16 protein-coding genes are annotated in these 22,353 nt (G+C 50.4%); 12 read left to right on the forward strand and 4 right to left on the reverse strand.

The genetic code is table 11. The annotated features are described in order from the left end of the window. Positions 1-28: 28 nt before the first annotated feature. The 5 genes from NE473_RS13500 (at position 29) to NE473_RS13520 (ending at position 7,381) form a co-directional block, all read left to right on the forward strand. A complete protein-coding gene (locus tag NE473_RS13500; RefSeq protein ID WP_006770800.1) occupies positions 29-874 on the forward strand; it encodes a rhomboid family intramembrane serine protease in 846 nt (281 codons plus the stop codon). Between the two features lie 18 nt (positions 875-892). Then, positions 893-2,329 (forward strand): pyruvate kinase, encoded by a 1,437-nt coding sequence (pyk, locus tag NE473_RS13505; RefSeq protein ID WP_055649870.1) that lies wholly within the window; start codon positions 893-895, stop codon positions 2,327-2,329. A 35-nt stretch (positions 2,330-2,364) separates the two neighbouring features. After that, positions 2,365-3,633 (forward strand): diaminopimelate decarboxylase, encoded by a 1,269-nt coding sequence (locus tag NE473_RS13510; protein ID WP_006770802.1) that lies wholly within the window; start codon positions 2,365-2,367, stop codon positions 3,631-3,633. 407 nt (positions 3,634-4,040) lie between these two features. Then, positions 4,041-4,751 (forward strand): Bax inhibitor-1/YccA family protein, encoded by a 711-nt coding sequence (locus NE473_RS13515; protein WP_022032621.1) that lies wholly within the window; start codon positions 4,041-4,043, stop codon positions 4,749-4,751. Positions 4,752-4,912: 161 nt separating this feature from the next. After that, the gene (locus NE473_RS13520; RefSeq protein ID WP_055649871.1) at positions 4,913-7,381 is read left to right on the forward strand and encodes a transporter substrate-binding domain-containing diguanylate cyclase; all 2,469 of its coding nucleotides are present in this window, start codon (positions 4,913-4,915) and stop codon (positions 7,379-7,381) included. Between the two features lie 87 nt (positions 7,382-7,468). Here the strand turns inward: NE473_RS13520 and NE473_RS13525 are convergent, their stop codons facing one another. After that, entirely contained in the window at positions 7,469-8,629 is a 1,161-nt protein-coding gene (locus NE473_RS13525; RefSeq protein ID WP_155521581.1) for a M20 family metallopeptidase, read from the reverse strand. A 99-nt stretch (positions 8,630-8,728) separates the two neighbouring features. Here NE473_RS13525 and NE473_RS13530 point away from each other — a divergent pair, with 99 nt between their 5' ends. Beyond that, positions 8,729-9,619 carry a S8 family peptidase gene (locus tag NE473_RS13530; protein ID WP_022032618.1) on the forward strand — a complete coding sequence of 297 codons (891 nt, stop codon included), beginning with the start codon at positions 8,729-8,731 and terminating at the stop codon, positions 9,617-9,619. Positions 9,620-9,717: 98 nt separating this feature from the next. Here the strand turns inward: NE473_RS13530 and NE473_RS13535 are convergent, their stop codons facing one another. Beyond that, positions 9,718-11,016, reverse strand: a complete 1,299-nt coding sequence (locus NE473_RS13535) for a DEAD/DEAH box helicase (protein ID WP_022032617.1) — start codon at positions 11,014-11,016, stop codon at positions 9,718-9,720. A 191-nt stretch (positions 11,017-11,207) separates the two neighbouring features. Continuing rightward, on the reverse strand, positions 11,208-12,671 hold the full coding sequence (locus tag NE473_RS13540; protein WP_006770811.1) for an SLC13 family permease: 1,464 nt from the start codon (positions 12,669-12,671) through the stop codon (positions 11,208-11,210). A gap of 175 nt (positions 12,672-12,846) precedes the next feature. Here NE473_RS13540 and NE473_RS13545 point away from each other — a divergent pair, with 175 nt between their 5' ends. From NE473_RS13545 to NE473_RS13555, 3 genes are all read left to right on the forward strand, one after another. Next, complete coding sequence (locus NE473_RS13545) at positions 12,847-13,527, forward strand: Crp/Fnr family transcriptional regulator (RefSeq protein WP_256265284.1); 681 nt, start codon at positions 12,847-12,849, stop codon at positions 13,525-13,527. Between the two features lie 32 nt (positions 13,528-13,559). Then, positions 13,560-14,015, forward strand: a complete 456-nt coding sequence (locus tag NE473_RS13550; RefSeq protein WP_006770813.1) for a hypothetical protein — start codon at positions 13,560-13,562, stop codon at positions 14,013-14,015. 134 nt (positions 14,016-14,149) lie between these two features. Further along, positions 14,150-16,015, forward strand: coding sequence for an aryl-sulfate sulfotransferase (locus NE473_RS13555; RefSeq protein WP_256265285.1), 1,866 nt, complete (start codon positions 14,150-14,152; stop codon positions 16,013-16,015). Here NE473_RS13555 and NE473_RS13560 read toward each other — a convergent pair. Further along, positions 16,005-16,874 carry an AraC family transcriptional regulator gene (locus NE473_RS13560; RefSeq protein WP_055649873.1) on the reverse strand — a complete coding sequence of 290 codons (870 nt, stop codon included), beginning with the start codon at positions 16,872-16,874 and terminating at the stop codon, positions 16,005-16,007. The genes NE473_RS13555 and NE473_RS13560 overlap by 11 nt on opposite strands. A 151-nt stretch (positions 16,875-17,025) precedes the next feature. Here NE473_RS13560 and NE473_RS13565 point away from each other — a divergent pair, with 151 nt between their 5' ends. The 3 genes from NE473_RS13565 to NE473_RS13575 all read left to right on the forward strand — a co-directional run bounded on the left by NE473_RS13565 (position 17,026) and on the right by NE473_RS13575 (position 22,241). Beyond that, entirely contained in the window at positions 17,026-20,103 is a 3,078-nt protein-coding gene (locus NE473_RS13565; RefSeq protein ID WP_055649874.1) for a glycoside hydrolase family 2 TIM barrel-domain containing protein, read from the forward strand. 380 nt (positions 20,104-20,483) lie between these two features. Beyond that, positions 20,484-21,584, forward strand: a complete 1,101-nt coding sequence (gene recA, locus NE473_RS13570; protein WP_055649875.1) for a recombinase RecA — start codon at positions 20,484-20,486, stop codon at positions 21,582-21,584. Positions 21,585-21,623: 39 nt separating this feature from the next. Then, on the forward strand, positions 21,624-22,241 hold the full coding sequence (locus NE473_RS13575) for a regulatory protein RecX (RefSeq protein ID WP_022032611.1): 618 nt from the start codon (positions 21,624-21,626) through the stop codon (positions 22,239-22,241). The last annotated feature ends 112 nt before the right edge of the window (positions 22,242-22,353 follow it).

A 22,353-nucleotide genomic window follows, 5' to 3' on the forward strand; every position in this document is an offset into this window, starting at 1 on the left:
TATCAATGTATGTGAGAAGGATGGAAGAATGAAATTTTTTTACAATTTTGAGCGGAAGTTTAAACGTTACGCAATTCCCAATCTGATGTATTATATTATCCTGATGTATGGCGTGGGTCTCTTAATGGAGATGTTTGCCCCGGGATTCTACTGGCGGTTTTTGTCGCTGGATGCGCAGGCAATTCTGCACGGTCAGATCTGGAGAATTGTGACATTTATGATTTACCCGCCGGGCGGCGGGATATTTGGAAGCCTGATTGCCATGTATCTGTACTATATGGTAGGAAATACTCTGGAACGTGTATGGGGGGCATTCCGGTTTAATGTGTATTTCTTCATGGGAATTATCGGCCATGTGGCGGCGTCGCTGATTCTTTATGTGTTCTTTGGCACGCCGGTGTATCTGACAACTGAATTCTTAAACTTTTCCCTGTTTTTCGCGTTTGCCGCGACCTTCCCGGATCTGGAATTTCTGCTGTTTTTCGTGATCCCGATCAAGGCCAAATGGCTGGCCCTGTTTAATGGAATCTATTTCCTGTACGGCTTTGTCAAAGGTGGAACGAGCATTCGTGTGACCATCGTACTGTCTCTGTTAAACTTCATCCTGTTCTTCTTCATGACGAGGAACTTTAACCGGGTGAATCCGAAAGAGATCAAGCGCAAACGGGATTTCCAGAGGCAGACGAAGATCATGCCCCAGGGAAGCACCCATCACAAATGCGCGGTCTGCGGAAGAACGGAGAAGGACGATCCGAATTTAGAATTCCGTTACTGTTCCAAATGTGAGGGCAGCTATGAATACTGTTCCGAACATTTATATACACATAAACACGTTACCCGGGAGGAAGACGAAGCCCGGAAAACCATGAATTGATCAGTTTGGAGGAAATCAATGAAAAAAACGAAAATTATCTGCACCATGGGACCGAATACCAATGACCGCAATTTAATGAAGGCACTTGCCGAGAATGGCATGGATGTTGCAAGATTTAATTTTTCCCATGGAGATTACGAGGAGCAGAAAATGCGCCTTGATATGTTAAAGAGTGTCAGGGAAGAGCTGGATTTACCGATCGCAGCCCTGCTGGACACAAAGGGACCGGAGATCCGTACCGGCGTCTTAAAGGACGGAAAGAAGGTAACCCTGAAGGAAGGCCAGACGTATACGCTTACTACCGACGACATCATCGGAGACGAGACGATGGGACATATCACCTATGAGCGTCTTCATGAGGATGTAAAGGCAGGCAACAAGATCCTGATCGACGACGGACTGATCGAACTGGATGTAGTAGAAGTGAATGGAAACAACATCGTCTGCACCGTTGTCAACGGCGGCGAGCTGGGCGAGAAAAAGGGCGTGAATGTACCGAATGTAAAGGTAAAGCTTCCGGCGCTGACAGAGAAGGATAAAGCCGATATCTTATTCGGAATCGAGCAGGGCTTTGATTTCATCGCGGCGTCATTCGTCAGAACCGCAGCCGCTATTCTTGAAATTAAGGAAATCCTTTCCGAGCATGGTTCCAACATGGCTGTCATCGCGAAGATCGAAAACGCGGAAGGCATTGAGAATCTGGATGCGATCATCGAGGCCAGCGACGGCATCATGGTAGCCCGCGGCGACATGGGCGTGGAGATTCCGGCTCAGGAAGTACCGTATATCCAGAAGATGATCATTGAAAAATGCAACGTGGCCTGCAAGCCGGTTATCACCGCAACCCAGATGCTGGATTCCATGATCCGCAACCCGCGTCCGACGAGAGCCGAGGTTACCGATGTGGCCAATGCCGTATACGACGGAACCGATGCGGTTATGTTGTCCGGCGAGACCGCCATGGGCAAGTATCCGGTGGAAGCGCTGTCCATGATGGCGTCAATCGTGGAGGAGACGGAGAAACATCTCGATTACTCCGCATACCGGCAGCGCCGCGTTTCAGCTGCCAATGTACACAATATTTCCAATGCAGTCTGTTCTTCTTCCGTGGGAACCGCCCACGATTTAAATGCAAAAGCCATCGTTGCACCGAGTATCACCGGCTTTACGACGAGAATGCTTTCCAAATGGAGACCGGAGGCCCTGGTAATCGGTCTGTCCCCCAGCTCGTCCGCAGTGCGTCAGATGCAGCTCTACTGGGGCGTTAAGCCGTTCCATGCGAAACGTGCAGAGTCCACCGACGTTCTGATCTACTCCTCTATCGAGCTGTTAAAGGCTAAGAATATCGTGAAGGAAGACGATCTGGTCATTGTTACAGCCGGGGTTGTAAGCCCGACGAGCAAGCATGAGCCTGCAGCGCATACCAATATTCTGCGGGTGGTAACGGTAGACTAATCCGGTTACAGGCAGCAGAAGGAGGTAACGAGGCTTTGGAGAAAAGACCATTTGTAACGAAAGAGAAACTGGAAGAGATTGTAAAACAGTATCCAACCCCATTTCATATTTATGATGAAAAGGGAATCAGGGAGAATGCGAAGAAGCTGAAGGAGGCGTTTGCATGGAACCCTGGCTATAAAGAGTACTTTGCGGTGAAGGCAACCCCGAATCCGTTTATATTAAATATTCTGAAGGAATTCGGCTGCGGAACAGACTGTTCTTCCGAGACGGAGTTAATGATGGCGGATGCCCTGGGATTTTCCGGCTCTGATATCATGTTTTCGTCCAATGACACGCCTGCGGAAGAGTTTCGGTTTGCCCATAAGATCGGAGCGATCATCAATCTCGATGATATCACCCATATCGAGTATCTGGAGAATGCCATCGGGGAGATCCCGGAGACCATCAGCTGCCGTTATAATCCGGGCGGCGTGTTCAAGATCAGCAACGATATTATGGATAATCCCGGAGATTCCAAGTACGGTATGACGACGGAGCAGATGTTCGAGGCGTATCAGGTGTTAAAGGAAAAAGGCGCGAAGCATTTCGGAATTCATGCATTTTTAGCCAGCAACACAGTGACGAACGAGTATTACCCGCTGCTTGCCAAAATCTTATTTGAGCTGGCGGTGAAGCTCAAGGAGGAGACCGGGGCCCATATTCAGTTTATCAACTTATCGGGCGGAATCGGAATCCCGTACCGTCCGGATCAGGAGCCGAATGATATCATGGCCATCGGCGAGGGCGTTAGAAAAGCGTACGAGGAGATTCTGGTGCCTGCAGGCATGGATGATGTGGCAATCTATACGGAGCTGGGCCGCTACATGCTGGGTCCCTACGGCGCGCTGGTGACAAGGGCCATTCATGAGAAACACACGCACAAGGAGTACGTGGGCGTGGACGCCTGCGCAGTGAACTTAATGCGCCCGGCCATGTACGGGGCGTACCACCATGTGACGGTCATGGGGCGTGAGAACGATCCGTGCGACCATAAGTATGACGTGGTCGGCTCGCTCTGTGAGAATAATGACAAGTTCGCCATTGACCGGATGCTGCCGGAGATTCACAAAGGAGACTTACTCTACATTCACGACACGGGAGCTCACGGGTTTGCCATGGGATATAATTACAACGGAAAATTAAAATCAGCCGAGCTTCTTCTGAAGGAGGACGGTTCCGTGGAGATGATCCGCAGGGCGGAGACTCCGAAGGACTACTTTGCGACATTTGATTTCTGTGATATTTTAAAGGATTTACTTTAATTGATAAAACAACCCCGTGTGCCGGTCCTGGCTTCGGGGTTGTTTTGGATTTTGGAACGGAGTTTAACTGAAAACAGAAAAATCCCTGTGTCTTACGACACAGGGTTGATTTTTCTTTAGGATTTTCGGATTTTCAAAAAGGGTGAAAGGATAATTTGTTACTTTGTGCATTTCTTATGTACTTAGTATAGCATACTGATCCTGGAAATGTTTGTATATTGTTTGAATAGATTATGAAGATTTTCTTAATTCCCATCCCATTTCCATAAATCCCGGATACCCGGGAGTGCGGCATCTCCCATCGCATTAAAAATGAAAAGTTAAAAAAGATAACGGTTTTTTTACAATTCATAGACATTTCCTATGAAATATAGTAAACTATAAAAAAAAGAGAGGGGATTATACATATGGATTATAATTCAACAAATCAGCCTTACGTTTATTCCGACAGCACCAGCGCAGAACCGCTGGGGAAGTACACTGCAAAGACCTTCGGCTGGATGTTTGCCGGACTTCTCATCACATTCCTGGTGGCCGCGTTTGGATATACGACTGGAACGATCATCTATGTATTTGCGGTTCCTTACGCGTATCTGCTTCTGGGTGTGGCGGAGATCGCGGTCGTTTTATTCTTATCTGCGCGAATCCATAAGATGTCCGTCGGCACGGCGAGAGCGCTGTTCTTCACGTATGCGGTTTTAAACGGCGTTGTTTTTTCGGCTTACTTTCTCATGTACGATATGGTTGATCTGATTCTGGTATTTGGCGCAACCTCCATTTTCTTCGGTGTTATGGCTGTGATTGGATACGTAACCAATGCGGATTTCAGCCGTATCCGCAACTTCCTGATGGGCGGACTGATTTTCCTGGTTGTATTCTGGCTGCTGTCCATGTTCATCAATCTGGGACAGTTTGAGATGATCGTATGCTACATCGGTATCTTCATTTTCCTTGGATTTACCGCGTATGACACACAGAAGATCAGGGCTTACCACCAGTATTACGCGCAGGATCCGGAGATGGCGGCAAAGGCGTCTATCTTTTCCGCACTCCAGTTATATCTGGATTTTGTGAACCTGTTCCTGTATATCATCAGAATTGTGGGCAGACGTAAATAAGAATCGTATCAGTCAGGCGGTCCTGTGAGGGCCGCCTGTTTTCGTATTTTGCCCGTTTTTCGGCTTAGACGGAGGGAAAATTCCGGAAGTGTTTGACGATCCGGCAATTCTGACTTATGATTGGATATAAGAATAACGTTTGATGTGCAGGGGGAAAAGACATGGGTGGCAGAAGATGGCGCGGCAGGATAGGAATACTGTTTACGGTCCTGTTCTGCCTGCTCCTGTTTTCCTTTACAGCCAGAGCTGCAGAGAACGGCTCCAGGGTTGTGCGGGTAGGGTATCCGGTCCAGCAGGGATTTACGGAGATCAGTGAAGATGGGACTTACAGCGGATATACGTATGAGTACCTGCAGGAGATTGCGCGCTATACCAATTGGGAATATGAATTTGTTACAGTGGAGGGGTCGCTGGATGAGCAGTTGTCCGGACTGCTCACCATGCTCAGGGACGGGGAAATTGATTTGCTGGGGGCCATGAATTATTCGGAAAGGCTTGCAGAGCTCTTTGACTATCCCGAATACAGCTATGGAACGGCTCATAAGACGATATCCGTCCTGAAGGATAATCTGGAGTACACGGAATTTGATTACGACTCATTTGATGACATCCGGGTTGCTGTGGTCAGCTTTGACGGTCAGGAAGATGAAAAGTTAAATGGTTTTGCAGACATGAACGGCTTTCGTGTGAATCAGGTGCTGTGCAGTACCGGGGAAGAACAGATGGAGCTGCTTAAGACGGGGAAAGCGGATGCGGTTCTGAGTATGGATGTCAGCTTAAGCGACCGCGAGCTCCGTGTGATTTCCAGGTTTGATTCCCGTCCTTTTTACTTCGGGGTGACGAAGGGAAATCAGGCGGTGGCGGGAGAACTGAATAAGGCCATGGAGATTATTACCTCCACCAATCCGTTTATGACTGCGGAGCTTAACAGAAAATATTTTACCGGAGAGGACGGGCTGGTACTTTCGAACTCGGAAAGGGAGTACATCAGCCGGAGGGGAACCGTCAGGGCTGGCGTAATGCTGGGACGGGCACCGCTTCAGTACCAGGCAAAAAACGGGGAGATCAGGGGGATTTCCATCGAGGTGCTTAAGTACATCGAGGAGCAGACCGGATTGTCTTATGAGATTGTTCCCTTTCATAACTGGGAGGAGTATTCCAGAGCAATGGAGGACGGTGCCGTCGATCTGGTGGTCGGCATCGCGGGTGACTATGAGGTAACCGGGGCCGAAAGCTGCGCGCTTACGCTTTCCTATCTGTCTGTCCCTCTGCAGCTGATTATGAATGAAAATGTAAAGGCGCTTGCGGACTTATCGGGAAAAAAGCTGGCGCTTCAGAAATCACTGCTGACGGAGCAGAGCCTTCAGGGAGAACTGCATTATTATGACAACGTAGAAGAATGCATGGAGGCAGTCCATAAGGGGGAAGCGGATTACTGTTACGGCAACAGCTATGCGGTTCAGTATTATATGGCTGACCACAATTATAAAAATTTATTCACGTTTGCACAATCGGAAAACTGGACGCAGAAATACTGTTTCGGAATCAGGAGACCGGTGGATATTACGCTGCTTTCAATCATGAACAAAGTGATCCGGGTACTTCCGGAGGAACAGGTAAACCGTTTCCTGTATCAGAATGCGTATGATGCGGGAAATCTGACCTTTTCCGAGTATGTGATGAGAAATCCGGAGCAGAGCATCCTCTATCTGGTGCTTTTCTGGCTGCTGGTTGTCACCGCGGTGCTCATAACCGCTGAGATCCTGAGAAGAAGAAATATGGCCAGGAAGGCGCTGGAGAACCAGCGGTATGAACAGCTCAGCCAGCTGTCCAACGAGTTTCTGTACGAGTATAATATCAGGGAAGGCTGTTTAAACCTGACGGAACAGACGGCCGGATTTTTAGGGTGTGAGAAGAAGATACGCCGTCCTGAGGCGTTGAAGCAGAAGTATCCGGTCTTTGGCTATATGATATCGCAGGAGGAGAACCATACGGAGCATGAATGCCTGCTTCCGGGAGGAAATGTGCGCTGGCTGAAGGTGATCTCCAAAATGGTTACCGATACTTCTGGAAGGCCGTGGTACGCGGTAGGGAAGCTGGTCGATATTCAGACGGAGCGGGAAATCAAGGAACAGCTGGAAGCGAAGGCACAGACGGACAGCCTGACGGGAGTATACAATTCGGCCACCAGCCATCAGCGGATGAGGCAGGCGCTGATGGCGGAGGGACGGGATGGTTCGGGAGCCATGATCATCATGGACATCGACTATTTCAAGCAGATTAACGACTATCTGGGGCATTATACGGGGGATCAGGTGCTGAAGGAGACGGCCGGGATTCTAAAGGCCTGTTTCCGGGCGGATGATATCGTCGGAAGGCTGGGAGGCGACGAATTTGTGGTCTTCCTGATGGAAGTGAACGACCCGGATCTGGTGAAGCAGCGCTGTACCGAGGTGCTCGACCGTGTGAAGAACGTGACGATGGAGAAACACGGGCAGGAAGTGACACTGAGTATCGGAGCGGCCATGGCAGGCGGTGAGACGGATTATGACGTGCTTTACCGGAAGGCGGACCAGGCGCTGTATCAGATTAAGAAGAATGGCAGAAGCGGAGTTCTGGTCGTTGAATAAAAGAGAGACGGGCCCGCTGAAATCCTGATGAAAACAGGGGATTTCAGCGGGCCCTTTGCGTGAAAACAGTCTGATGCCGCTCGGATATCAGAACAGCAGGTTATCAGCCAGCCTCGTAAGGACCTCCTCGCAGCGCAGAATATCCTCACACGGTACGTATTCATCCGGTTTATGTGCCAGCTCCAGATCACCGGGGCCGTAGGACATGCAGTTGTGATTGCCGAGTGTTCCGGCGATGACTGCGGTATCCGTGTAGCCGGGGAAAAAGCTTACCGGTGCCGGTTCGCCGGTAACCTCTTCACAGGCTCTGGACAGTGCATTTAAAAGAGGAGACTGCTCGTCTTTTTCGACATAGGGGCGGTTGCCGGTGATCTGATACGCTGCGGTGATGCCCGGAATCTCCTTTATGGCGGCAGCGATGGCGTCTTCCACGATCGCTGCCGCACCTGCCGTGTCTGTCGGTGGAACGAGACGCATGTCAATCCAGACCCGGCAGGAATCGGGAACCACATAGGGGCGGTAGCCGCCCTCAATCTGTCCGAAGGTCACGGTGGAAGCACCGAGATCCGGATGAACCGGGCAGGCGGCGATCCGGCGGCGTATGGCGGCAATGATCTCTGCCATGGCAGCTATGGCGTCTGCGCCTTTCCATGGGGTACTGGCGTGAGCCGTGATTCCGTTCACGGTAATTTCAAACCAGGTGCGGCCCTTGTGGGCGACTTCGATCTGTCCGTTTGTGGGTTCGGTATCCAGAACCCAGGAGTCTTTGGAGACCCAGCCGTCTGCAATGGCGGCCTCAGCCCCGCGCATGAAGTCTTCCTCATCCACGGTTCCGATGAAGACGAGGGAACGTCCGGGCTTTTTCCCGTTTCGGGCTTTGAGGGCCATGGAGGTAAAGGCGGACAGTGCACAGGCAAGGCCGGATTTCATGTCGCACGCGCCCCGGCCGTAGATGCGGCCCCTGATGACTTCGGCGCCGAAGGGGGAGACGGTCCAGCCCTCTCCCGTGGTGACGGTGTCCATGTGGCAGATGTAGACGAGAGCGGGAGCGTCCTCCTCTCCCTCCACCTTCGCCATGATGTTAAAACGGCCCGGAAGGACCTCTTTTTTTATGACGGGGACGCCCAGATCTTTCAGGTACTGGAAGATAAAGGTCCCGATCTCACCTTCACAGGCGCCGGGATCGGTGCTGTCGATGCGGACCAGCTTCATGGTCAGCTCCATGGCGTCAGAATTGTGGTTATCCATAATACGATTCTCCTTTTTTTCAGTTATTTCCATTATAGGGGTGAAACATGGGAATGTAAATGGAATATCCTAATAAAAAAGGAATCAGGTAAATGGACTGTGAACCATGCGAGAGAAGTAATCCGATGTGAAGCGGCCTACCGTATGGGCCTGACGGGCCGCGGAATCGGTGTGGCCGTGCTGGATACGGGAATTTATCTTCATGAAGATTTTGAACATAGAGTAGCTGCGTTTGCGGATATGGTACACCGGAGACGGGAGCCGTATGACGACAACGGTCATGGAACGCATATTTCAGGAATTATCGGCGGAAGCGGGACTTCCTCCGATGGAAGATATCAGGGGGTGGCGCCGGAATGCCATATCATTATGGTCAAGGTGCTGGATCAGAAGGGAAACGGATACGCCTCCGATGTCCTGGCGGGGATCAAATGGATCCGGGAGAACCGGGAACGGCTGGGAATCCGGATTGTGAATATATCGGTCGGCTCTTTTACGAAGAAGGGCATGAGCGAAAACTCTGTCCTGGTGCGGGGCGTCAATGCCGCCTGGGATGACGGTCTGGTGGTCTGTGTGGCCGCCGGCAACATGGGGCCGGGAAAGAACACCATAACCACTCCGGGAATCAGCCGGAAGGTGATTACGGTGGGCTGCTCCGACGACTATAAAGAAGTAAATGTAATGGGAAACCGTATGATCGACTATTCCGGCAGAGGCCCCACAGGAGCCTGTATCTGTAAGCCGGAAATCATTGCTCCCGGAGCCGGAATCATCAGCTGTGCCCCGGAAACGGGGGCCTACCAGTCCAAAAGCGGTACCTCCATGTCCACGCCTCTGGTATCAGGGGCGATTGCACTTTTACTGCAGAAATATCCTTATATGAGCAACCGGGACGTAAAACTCAGGCTGAGAGAGAGGGCGGTGGACTTAGGACTGCCCATGAATCAGCAGGGCTGGGGAATGCTTGATGTGGAACGGCTGATTGAATAGACGGAACGGCCAGGAACCGATAAAACAGAGACCGGACAGATGGCGAATGCCTTCTGTCCGGTCTCTGTTGTTTTATTCTGGAACAATCAATACGGGACTCATTTAGCGGCGGTTCGTTTGCCGGCGGAGGCGTTCACGGAAACTCTCGTTCGGGGCCTGGCCGTCTGAGCAACCTTGCTTTTTTGCGGACGTTTTGCATCGTTTCTTCCGGTGTTCTTTACCGGCCGGGGCTTCGTCTCTTTCTGGGGAACGGTGAATACGGTCATGGGGAACGGATGGTCTTTTACGACCGGAATCTTTTTTCCAATCAGCTTTTCGATATCCTCCACGTATGCTTTTTCTTCGATGTCGCTGAAGGAGATGGCCCGTCCGCCGAGACCTGCCCGTCCGGTTCTGCCGATCCGATGGACATAAGTTTCGGGAACATTAGGCAGATCAAAGTTGATCACGCAGGAAAGCTCTTCGATGTCAATACCCCTGGCGGCGATATCAGTTGCGGCCAGCACCCGTACCGTTCCCGCCTTAAACTGGCTGAGCGCTTTTTGGCGTGCGCCCTGAGATTTATCGCCGTGAATGGCGGCGGCATTGATCCGGTTTTTTGTTAAAAATTTAGCTATTCGGTCAGCACCGTGTTTGGTGCGGGTGAAGACAAGGGTCGAGGTGATGGCTTCGCGTTTCAGCAGGTGGACCAACAGCGCACGCTTATTCTCTTTATCCACATAGTAGAGGGAATCTTCTATCAGATCCACGATGGAGGAGACGGGAGTCACTTCCACGACGGCCGGATTGTGCAGGAGCTTTTCGGTCAGTGCCTGAATCTCGGGGGGCATGGTTGCCGAGAACAGCAGAGTCTGCTTTTTGACCGGAAGCAGTGAAATAATTTTTTTAACGTCATGGATAAAGCCCATATCCAGCATGCGGTCCGCCTCGTCCAAAACGAACATTTCCACATGAGACAGGCTGATCTCGCCCTGATGAATCAGATCATTCAGACGTCCGGGGGTGGCTACCAGAATGTCAATGCCGCGCTGCAGCTCTTTGATCTGGGGAACTGCGGAGACTCCGCCGAATATGACGGCGCATCTTACCGGAGTATGGGAACCGTATTCTTTGAAATTTTCTGCAATCTGCAGCGCCAGTTCCCGCGTCGGGGTGAGAATCAGTGAGCGGATCACCCGTTTTGAATGTTTTTTGTCAGATGGCTTCATCAGGTTCTGGATAATCGGAAGGGCAAATGCGGCGGTCTTTCCTGTACCTGTCTGGGCGCAGCCCAGAACATCCTTCCCGGCCAGAACGTGTGGAATTGCTTTTTCCTGAATGGGGGACGGGGTGGTATAGCCCTTCTCCTCCAGTGCTTTTAACAGTGGTGCTGATAGTTGTAAGTCTTTAAATGTCATGTATTTATAGTTTCCTTTTCTTCTATGACTGATAATGGTGAACGCCTAATATTATCACAGATCGGTGGAAAATACCAGATGTAGTGAAAAAAAAAGAAAGACGGGAAGCGCTGCAGAGCCGCAGGATTCCCGTCTTTCTCATAATTCCGGCACTGTACTGTACTGCACAGTGCCGGATTCGTCAGCTGTCATTACCGAATCAGCATATTAGCCACCGGCATGCTGACTAGCAGCACAATTGCCAGTTCTATCGCGACAAATATGGTCGTATATTTATAAATTTCCCCGGATTTCAGCCAGTCCTTGTTGCCGAAAAGCAGTGCGGCGAACGGAGATGCTGCCGGTGTGACGGCCGCGGAGGAGAGTACGAATAATATCATCATGGACACCACCGGAGCGGAGTTCATTCCCGTCGCCATACAGAAGGTTGCGATAACCGGCTGCATTAAGAGGCCGATTACGAAGCTGTTGCACACATTGGTTAAGACCACGGTAAGAATCATGATGATCACGGCGAAGGCGGAAGCCGGAACGTTCTGGAGCACAGGCATCAGCACGGTGTTTAAGAACGCGGATACGCCGGTGCTTTCATTGGTCAGCGCATTTCCCAGCAGGATTGCGGAAGCGATGAGGAAGTAGGTACTCCAGGAGAATCTTTTCATGGTGCTGGAGAAATCCATCAGCGGTTTTTTTGAAATCCGGATCGCGCATAACAGGAACACGTAGAAAGCGGCGATGCCGTATGTATTTGCTTTTACGAAGCGTCCCACCGGATGAGCGGGAATTACACTTGGAATTAAAAGGATCAGGATGAACACGGTGAAGGAGACTGCAATGAATTTCTGACGCAGGCTCATTGGCGGAAGCGGATTCTTGTTTAACGTTTCCATCTTTAATTCTTTCAGTTTGCTGGTATCCGGTCTCAGTACAAACTTGCAGAACAGGACCAGTACGATGATACAGACGGTTGCGTGGATCAGACCGGTAAGCAGATAGCCTGCGTTATTGATCTCGATTACCGCCCCCATGTTGCCGGTTACGGAAGCGTAATTGCTGATGAGGGCGAGTCCGTTGCCCATGAACGGCGGGATCGGGAAGCCCAGCAGAGTTGCTACCGTGACAAGAATCAGCATAATAGTCGGGAACTTGTCGTGTTTCTTGAGTCCAACGGTTTCAAAAATATCATAAAGGATGGGGCAGAATAAGAAGATCGGGGTAAAACCGCCCATGAACGCACCCATGAGCATGGAGCCCAGCATGATAAAGAACGCCAGCACCCAGGGACGGCCGAGACAGATCTTCCTGGTCAGGAAAAAACGGCCGCAGTATTCTGTCAAGTTGTTTTCGATGAGACAGTTGATCGCTGTCAGCAGGAAGAGGACCTGAACGAGAATCGGATTGCCAAATGTAGCGGTCAGCACTTCGTTCATGGTACTGTACCCGGTAAGCCCCACCAAAAAGATAGAGAGAATACTGGAGATAATCGGGTCAGACGTCGTCCATAAATACAGGGTGCCGATGAAGATACCCAGAATCTCCATGCCGATCGGCGTAATACAGGGCAGCTGGATCGGAAGAAAACGGAACAGCAGCATGATGCCGATTCCGATTACCAGATGAATGGAATAAAAATCCTTTTTTTTCGTTTGTGCCATAATGGACCCCCTAGTGTTATACTTTATTGTTTTATATTTCTTAAAAATATGATAATATATTAACAAACAGTAAAATATAGTCTTGGTTATATTTTTATTCCAATATTTGTAAAAAGATATAATTAGGAAATCATCATACAGAAAAGCGACAAATTGACGGGAGGGCTTCGGCGGTATGGATCAAAACGGAGTAAAACAATATTTTGAACGCTACGGCATGAGAATTGAAGTGAAGAGGGAGACATCGATCTGCAACCCCAGACTGTCCGACTCCTATATCTATTATCTGGTGGAAGGCATCGCCAGCCTGACCTCTCTCACCATGGACGGAGAGGAGAAAGACTTTATCTATTTCCCCCACGATCATCTCCTGGGGTTTGCTCCGGCCCTGATGCGCCACTACAGAAAAGTCCGCGGAGAGGATTATACACTGTCCGGGGACGACTGCGTACAGGAAAAAATTCCGTTCGGCATCGATACAAAGACGGACTGTGTCTTCTACCGTCTGGATGAGAGAACCTTTGAAACCCTGCTGGAGGAAGATGCCTGCTTCCTTTCCTACATCATGGAGGCGGTGACCTGCAACTACGTCACCCTGGTCCGCAAATTCCACGATACCCAGGAGGAATGTGCCTCAAAACGTCTCTACAAATGGTTCCTGGCCTTCAGCAGCCGCGAGGGCCAGTACCGCGCCGTTCCCCACGGCTTTACCTACGCCGAGATTGCCAAATACCTGGGAATGCATCCGGTCACCGTCTCCAAACTGTCATCTGCCCCGAAAAAATCGGGGATCATCAAAAAAGAAAAAGGCCGTATCCTCATCATTGACGAGGCACGCTTAAAAGCTCTTATATAACTATATTTTTATCCCGAAGGAGGAATCATCATATGCAGGATTTTATGAAAGCCCTGACCAGCGAAAGAAAAAGTACGGCGCTGCCTGAAGAGTTTGATTATTTTGGGAAACTGATCGGCAGCTGGCAAATTAACTATGTTGAGAGTGACTCTTCGCGCGTAATCAAAGGCGAGTGGCATTTTTCCCGGGTTCTTGAGGGGATGGCAGTACAGGACGTTATTATTCTGCCTGATTATGAATACGGAACCTCACTTCGTATCTTCAATCCCGACACACACGCCTGGGATGTCGCTTATGGTTATACGGGAAACATAATACGGCTGGAAGCAAGAAAGCAGGGGGAAATGATCGTTCTTACTTTCACTGGTGATGAAAGGAGAAAGTGGGTTTTTACTGAGATTGGTGAGCATAAATTTCACTGGCAGAATATTACTGTAAAAGATGACGGTGAATGGCTTATCAATGCAGAGATAGATGCGGAACGATAAAACCGGTTTTCAGGAGCTCAGGCAATAAAAAATCCCAGGAATATAGTCAAGGCTAAATTTCTGCCTTCTCCCTGTATGTTATACTTTTGTCAAACAAAAATCCGGCAGAGGCCGGAAGAAGGAGAAGAGAATTTATGGCAGGAGCAGTCTACTCATTTGAAGAACACATGATTAAAAAACAGGCCAGAGCGGAGGAGGCAATGCTTAAAGAACTCCGTTCCGGAGCGTATACCATCGACAATCCGCTGGTATCGTACAACCTTTATCTGATTAATCCGCTTTCCGCGGTAATCTCCTTTTATACAGAGGAAGAGACCGCCGTTACAGTGACCGTACTTGGCAAGGCGAAGGAAGGCAATATTACACATACGTTTCCGCGGGCAAAGGAGCATGTGCTGCCGGTGGTGGGGCTTTATTCCGGATATGTAAACCGGGTGGAGATACGGGAATACCGCGGAAAGGTACATACGGTAGAGATCGAGGTGCCGGATGTATTTGACGGAGATTCACCGCTTGAATCCATGGATACGACACCGGAATACTTACAGGATGACTGTATTTTCCTATCGCCGTCGGGGGCAGAGCTGGCGGTGGCCTTTGACTATGCGGGAGATGTCAGGTGGTGCTTAAACATCAAATGCGTCTTCGATATGAAACGACTGAAAAACGGCCATATTCTCATGGGAACAGACCGTCTTGTGCAGATGCCGTACTATATGTCCGGCATGTATGAGACCAGTGCCTGCGGAAAGATCTATCACGAATACCGCCTGCCGGGAGGTTCCCACCATGATGCGTTTGAGATGCCGGACGGCAGTCTTCTCTGGCTGACCGAGGATCTGACATCGGACACCGTGGAAGATATGTGCGTGCTGATTGACAGGAACACGGGCGAGATCTTAAAGACCTGGGATTATAAGAATTTTCTGGAGCCGGGACTGGGAAAGAGCGGCAGCTGGTCGGAGAAGGACTGGTTCCATAACAACGCGGTGTGGTACGATGAGAAGAGCCACAGCCTGACATTTTCCGGCAGACATATGGATTCCATCGTGAATATCGATTTTGAGACCGGAAGGCTTAACTGGATTCTGTCTGATCCGGAAGGCTGGCCGCAGGAGTGGGTGGACCGTTATTTCTTCAAGCCTATCGGAACCGACTTTGAATGGCAGTATGAGCAGCACGCCTGCTTAATCACGCCGGACGGCGATGTGATGTGTTTTGACAACCATCACTGGGGTTCCAAGATCAGGGAGAACTACCGCGCCGCTAAAAATAATTATTCCAGAGGCGTGCGCTACAGAATCAATACAAAGGATATGACGATTGAGCAGATCTGGCAGTACGGAAAGGACCGGGGGGCGAAGTTCTTCTCCCCATATATCTGCAACGTGGAATATTATAATGAAGGCCATTACATGGTTCATTCCGGTGGAAGCGCCTACAATAAGGACGGCGAGATTTCCGAATCTCTGGGTGCGCTGGAGCAGAACATGGGCGGCACGCTCTTTGCCACAACGGTGGAACTCTGTGACGACAAGAAGATGCTGGAGCTGCATACCAAGGGCAATTATTACAGAGCTGAGAAGATGAAGCTGTATGCGGAACAGGGGAATTTAGAACTGGGTGAAGGTTCTGTTCTGGGAGAAATGGGCGTGACGAAGGAATTTGACACAGACATCCCTGCGCCGGTGAGCAGCGAACTGATCCCGGACCGCTATGAGGCAAGAATTGAGGATGAGGACGACCGCTTCACCTTCCACGCGAAATTCGAGAAGGGTCAGCTGGTCATGCTCATGCTGGAGAAGGGCGAGGAGAAGCACCGTTATTATATTTCCACTACAGCGGTTTCCCACAAGGCCATGTGCTGCGGAACGTTCCTGGAGTCCGACGAGCGCGTGACAAAGACCAATGTGAACAAGGCCGGAATGAAGGGGACGTACGAAGTGTTTGTAGTGATTGACGATATCAAGTATCCGTGCGGAGTATCCATTAAGTGCTAGTGTGTGCAGATGGCAGGACTTTCCGGTAGGCAGCCGGTGAAAGTCCTGTCTGTTTTTTAAAGATTCTGCTGAAATACAGCGGATTTTCATAGCCGATGATGGAGCCGATCTCACTGACCGGGCAGTCGGTGCTTTCCAGAAGCTCCTTTGCCTTATTGATCCGTATGGAGGTCAGATACTGAAGCGGCGGGACGCCCACGTACTGCTTGAAACTCCGGATAAACCAGCAGGTGCTCATGTGAAGACTGGCCGCGTAATCGGATATATCGATGTCCGCAGAGAAATTTTCATGAAAGAAATGGACCGCGTGCTCCATTTCTTTTTGTATCTGCGGTTTATTCTTTCCGCCCTCCGCGATCTGGCGCTCCACGGTCAGAAGAAGCTCTTTAAAATACAGCGAGGAGAAATCACCGCTCAAGGGGCGCGGCAGCTGCAGCTCACGGATCATGGAGAGAAAGAGATCCTGATAGCGGGAGGCGCATCCGGTGCGCAGAATGCGGCAGTCTTCGAGGCTTAAGCCGGTTCTGGAAAGAAGGTCTGCCGCCTCGTATCCCGTGAAATGAACCCAGAAGACTTCCGGTCTGTCCTCCAGGAGATACGTATACTGCTGATATTCTCCAGGACCATATAAAACCATGTTCCCCGCGGGAATGGTGACGGCGGCGCCGTTTAAGACGAATTCGGCTTTTCCGGAAGCAATGTAGAGAAGCTGGTAATCGGGGCGGCCGGTGGCCCTGATGGTGGTCAGGGAGAGACGGGTCAGCAGGCGGTAGACACCGCAGCAGTTGATCCGCAGGGGGATCGTATCATCTTCCAGATCCGCGTCGGCGATGTCTAAATATCCGGTATTGGTATACATGCGTGTGTTCTCCTTTCGGGGGCGGTGGCTCTTTGCTTTTTGTTTCTACAATTGTATCATTTTGTGCATGTTTTGTCTAACGAAGGATATGGATTTTTCAGCCTTCTATTTTATAATAAAAGAAAGAATGAAGGAGGAGGATTGAAAATCCATGATAATACCGAGACATTACGAAAATCTGCATGTGCTGCATGAGAATACGGCGGCGAACCGGTCCTATTATATTCCGGCTGAAGAACGGTTTGACGATCTGGTGGAAAACAGGGAGCATTCCGGACGCTTCCAGCTGTTGAACGGAATGTGGGGGTTCCGGTATTTTGACAGTATATATGATTTAAAGGATGAATTTTACAGGGAAGGATATGGGGAAGAGGGCTTCGGAGAGATACCGGTGCCGGGCTGCTGGCAGAATTACGGTTTTGACAGCCATCAGTACACGAACACGAGATATCCGTTCCCCATGGACCCGCCTTACGTTCCTGAGGAAAATCCCTGCGGCGCTTATATCCATCATTTTGTCTATGAGCCGGATGAGGCGGCGCCAAAGGCGTTTTTGAATTTCGAGGGTGTGGATTCCTGTTACTATGTATGGCTGAACGGAAGCTATGTGGGATACAGCCAGGTGTCCCACGCTACCGGTGAATTCGATGTAACCCCCTATATCCGGGCCGGGGAAAATAAGCTTGCGGTTCTTGTCTTGAAATGGTGCGACGGCAGCTATTTAGAGGACCAGGATAAATTCCGCATGAGCGGTATTTTCCGGGATGTCTATCTGTTAAAGAGGCCGGAACAGGGGATCTTTGATTATTTCCTGAAAACGCGGATTGACGGACAGCAGGCAGAGATCAATGTGTCATTTACGTTCTTTGATGAGAAGATGCCGGTCAAGTGTTCTGTATACGATCAGGAGGGAAGTCTTTCAGCACTGGCGGAAGATGTGCCGGGAGATGATGGATTATCCCTTACGTTAGATCAACCGGTTCTGTGGAACGCGGAACAGCCCTTCCTTTACACGGTGGTTTACGAGTGCGGCGGAGAGGTCATCACAGACCGCCTGGGAATCCGGGAAATCAAAGTGAAGGATGGAGCCGTGCTGGTCAATGGAACGAAAATCAAATTTCGCGGTGTAAACCGCCATGACAGCGATCCGGTCACCGGATTTGTGATCAGCCTGGATCAGATGAAGAAGGATTTCCAGGTGATGAAGCAGCATAACGTCAATGCCATCCGCACCAGCCATTATCCCAACGCCCCGCAGTTTTATCAGCTCTGTGATGAGCTTGGATTCTATGTGATCGACGAGGCGGACAATGAGAGCCATGGAACCAACGATATCTACATGGAAGACGACCACGAGGCAGGAAGAAGAGAGCGGTGGAATCATGCGGTTTCCGACAATCCTGCGTTTACAGAGGCCACGGCAGACCGTGCAAAGCTTCTGGTGGAGCGCGATAAGAACCGTCCCTGTGTCCTTATCTGGTCTATGGGAAATGAATGCGCCTACGGCTGTACCTTTGAGGCGGCTTTGGCCTGGACAAAAGCGTTTGACTCTACGCGGCTGACTCACTATGAGAGCGCACGATACAGAGACAGCAACAAAACGTATGATTTCTCTAATATTGATTTATACAGCCGGATGTATCCGCCTCTGGAGGACATTCATGAATATTTTGCCGGGAATCCGGAAAAGCCGTTCGTGATGTGTGAATACTGCCATGCCATGGGCAACGGGCCTGGGGATTTTGAGGACTATTTTGAAGTGATCGAACAGTACGACGGCCTCTGCGGCGGATTTGTATGGGAGTGGTGTGATCACGGAATTTACCAGGGCAGAACCCCGGAGGGGCGCGCCATGTATCTCTATGGCGGCGACCACGGCGAATATCCCCACGACGGTAATTTCTGTATGGACGGACTGGTCTATCCGGACAGAACGCCTCACACGGGCCTTAAGGAACTGAAAAATGTAAACCGGCCGGCGAGAGTCGTTTCCTTCTGCCAGGAGAAGCGGGAAGCCATCATTCATAACTATCTGGATTTTACCAGTTTTAAGGAATATGCGTCTGTCGCGTGGGAAGTGACATGCGACGGAGTGTGCATCGCAGAAGGGACGCTGGAGGGAGACGCAGTGCCGGATATTCTGCCCCACGGGGAAGCCGCTGTCCGTCTGGATTTTGAAGTGCCGGAGGCAGGAAAATGTTTCTTAAAGCTCCGTTATATCCGCAGAGAGAGCACCAGACTGGTGGCTGCCGGTACGGAGCTGGGCTTCGATGAAATCCCGCTGAAGAACGAAGACGGAAGAAACCAGACCGTTCTGCATCTCCTGAAACGGTGCGGGGAAACATGTACGGGCAGTAGGGAGCCCGGCCTGTTTGCGGTAAAAGAGGACGATCGCCGTCTCTATGTGTCCGGCCCGGATTTTGCTCACGTCTACAATAAGCTGACCGGCGTTCTGGAAGAGATGAATGTCAATCAGTGCCGTCTTCTGGAACGGCCCATGGAATACAATCTATGGCGGGCACCTACGGATAACGACCGCTATTTGAAGCTGAAATGGCAGAAGGCCCATTACGACCTGACGTATTCGAGGGCGTATCAGACGGATTACGCTGTCACTGCAGAAGGCGTGCGCATCCATTCGGTGATTGCGATTCTTTCACCGGTGATCCAGCGGATTTTAAACATGGAGGCAGACTGGCTGATCGGGGCGGACGGAAGAGTGGATATAAACTTAGCTGTGAAGCGTGATACAGAATTGCCGGAACTTCCGAGATTTGGTCTCCGTTTATTCCTGCCGAAGGACATGGAAGACGTTACCTACTGCGGACTGGGACCGGTGGAGAGTTACAGGGACAAGAGGAGAGCCTCCAGCCATGGACTGTTTACCGCAAATGTGGCCGCGCTTCATGAAGACTATATCCGTCCCCAGGAAAACGGAAGCCACGATGACTGCGATTTTGTAACGCTGACTGGCCGGAGAGCCGGCTTAACGGCAGCAGGAGATCAGACCTTTTCCTTTAACGCCTCCGTGTATACCCAGGAAGAGCTGACAGAGAAAAATCATAATTATGAGCTGGTCCGTTCCCCTTATACCGTGCTGTGTCTCGATTACCGGATGAACGGCATCGGCTCCAACAGCTGCGGCCCGAGGCTGCTTGAGAAATACCGGCTGGATGAGGCGGAATTTACCTTTGGAATCAGTCTGATTCCGGAAGGCAAAGCGGAATGATGGGATTTAAAGAGAAATAACAGATAACAGAGATGATACCGGAACAGTCCAGGCTGTTCCGGTATTGTTTTGGCATGAGAAAGATTTCAGAAAATACCGATTGCGCGAAGAACGCGGCTATGGTATAGTAGAGGGGTATCGGAGAACGTTCCGTTTTCCATTTCTGCAGTTCACCGGCAGTTCGCCGCAGTTTCAGAGAAGCTACAAAAGAGAAAAGAAAACAGGGGGAGTGATGTGTTTTGAGGGGAAGACAGTAGGGATTTTTTTGTGCTCAGCGGCAGAAAAACGCGGGAATTCAGGAAAATTCCAGTTGACATTTAGGGACAAGTATACTATGATTATAGACAGGAAAAGAACGTTTGTTCGCATTGGAGGATAACATGAATAAAGATGATAAATTAAAGGCGCTTGATGCCGCCATTACACAGATTGAGAAAGCGTATGGCAAGGGTTCCGTGATGAAACTGGGAGACGGCAGTGTGAATATGAATGTGGAGACGATCCCTACCGGTTCCTTAAGCCTTGATATTGCTTTGGGACTCGGAGGAATTCCGAAGGGAAGAGTCGTGGAGATCTACGGTCCGGAATCCAGTGGTAAGACGACTGTGGCGTTACATATGATTGCAGAGGTACAGAAGCGCGGCGGTATCGCAGGTTTCATCGATGCGGAGCATGCCCTCGATCCGGTCTATGCGAAGAAGATCGGTGTGGACATTGATAATTTATACATCTCTCAGCCGGATAACGGAGAACAGGCGCTGGAGATCACAGAGACGATGGTGCGTTCCGGTGCGGTAGATATTATCATCGTGGACTCGGTTGCGGCCCTCGTTCCGAAGGCGGAGATTGAAGGCGACATGGGTGACTCCCATGTAGGCCTGCAGGCTCGTCTGATGTCCCAGGCGCTGAGAAAGCTGACCGGTGTCATCAGCAAGTCTAACTGTACCGTGCTTTTTATCAACCAGCTGCGTGAGAAGGTGGGCGTTATGTTCGGTAACCCGGAGACGACGACCGGCGGCCGTGCGCTTAAGTTCTATGCATCTGTCCGTATGGATATCAGAAGAATCGAGTCCTTAAAGCAGGGCGGTGAAGTCGTTGGTAACCGTGTCCGTGTGAAGGTTGTTAAGAATAAGATCGCTCCCCCATTTAAGGAAGCAGAGTTTGATATCATGTTTGGCAGGGGAATTTCCAAGGAAGGCGATGTCCTCGATCTGGCGGTGAAGGAAGATATCGTGGAGAAGAGCGGTGCCTGGTTTGCCTACGGCGGAGCGAAGATCGGACAGGGCCGTGAGAATGCCAAGATTTATCTCCAGGATAACCCGGCTGTCTGCGAAGAGATTGAGAATAAGGTGCGCGCCCGTTACGGACTCGGTGAAGACGGTGCGGCTCCGGAAGGTGCTCCGGCAGACGATGCCTCCACAGGGGAAGCAGCTCCGGAAAAAGAGAGCAAGAGGATTAAGGCCGAACCAAAAGAGTCATAAAACCGGCGAATAAATTAATAAGAAGAGTAAGGGGCAGGCATGACAGTTACGGAGATCATACCCCTTGATAAGCGCAGGAGTAAAGTCATTCTGGATGAGGACTTTGCTCTTGCGCTTTATAACGGGGAAATAAAAAGGTATCACATGGAAGCAGGAGAGGAGCTGCCGGAGGAGACGTATCGGGAGATCCTGGAAGAGATTCTGTTAAAGCGCGCGGTGGAGCGGGTCTGTTACCTGTTGAAATCTTCCGATAAGACGGAACAGGAGCTGCGTCAGAAACTGAAGGACGGATATTATCCCGGGGAAGCCATCGATTACGCCATCGAATTCCTGAAGAAGCACCGGTACATCAATGATGAAGAGTATGGAAGGCGCTATGTGGAGTACCATTCTGCGAAGAAGAGCAAGCGGCAGATTCAGTACGAGCTGCAGAGAAAAGGGCTTACAAAGGAGGCGGTTTCCGATATTTTGGAGGAACACCCGGTGGATGAGGAAGCCCAGATCAGAGATTATATGAGAAAGAAAAGGCTGGAACCGGAGGCCATGACGCAGGAAGAACGGAGAAAAGCCATGGCAGCGCTGGGAAGAAAAGGATTTTCCTTTGAGACGGTCAACCGGGTTTTAGGCAGCAGATACAGTGATGACGGAGCATTTTGAAGAGAAAAAGAGGCGTGACAGGGCAGTTACAAAAATATGTATAAGTATACTGGAAACAGCGGTTAAATACTTGACATAATGTATAAAACAGTTTAAAATTGTAGTGTTGTAT

The organism is Hungatella sp. SL.1.14, assembly GCF_024460495.1.
Classification (GTDB): domain Bacteria; phylum Bacillota; class Clostridia; order Lachnospirales; family Lachnospiraceae; genus Hungatella; species Hungatella hathewayi.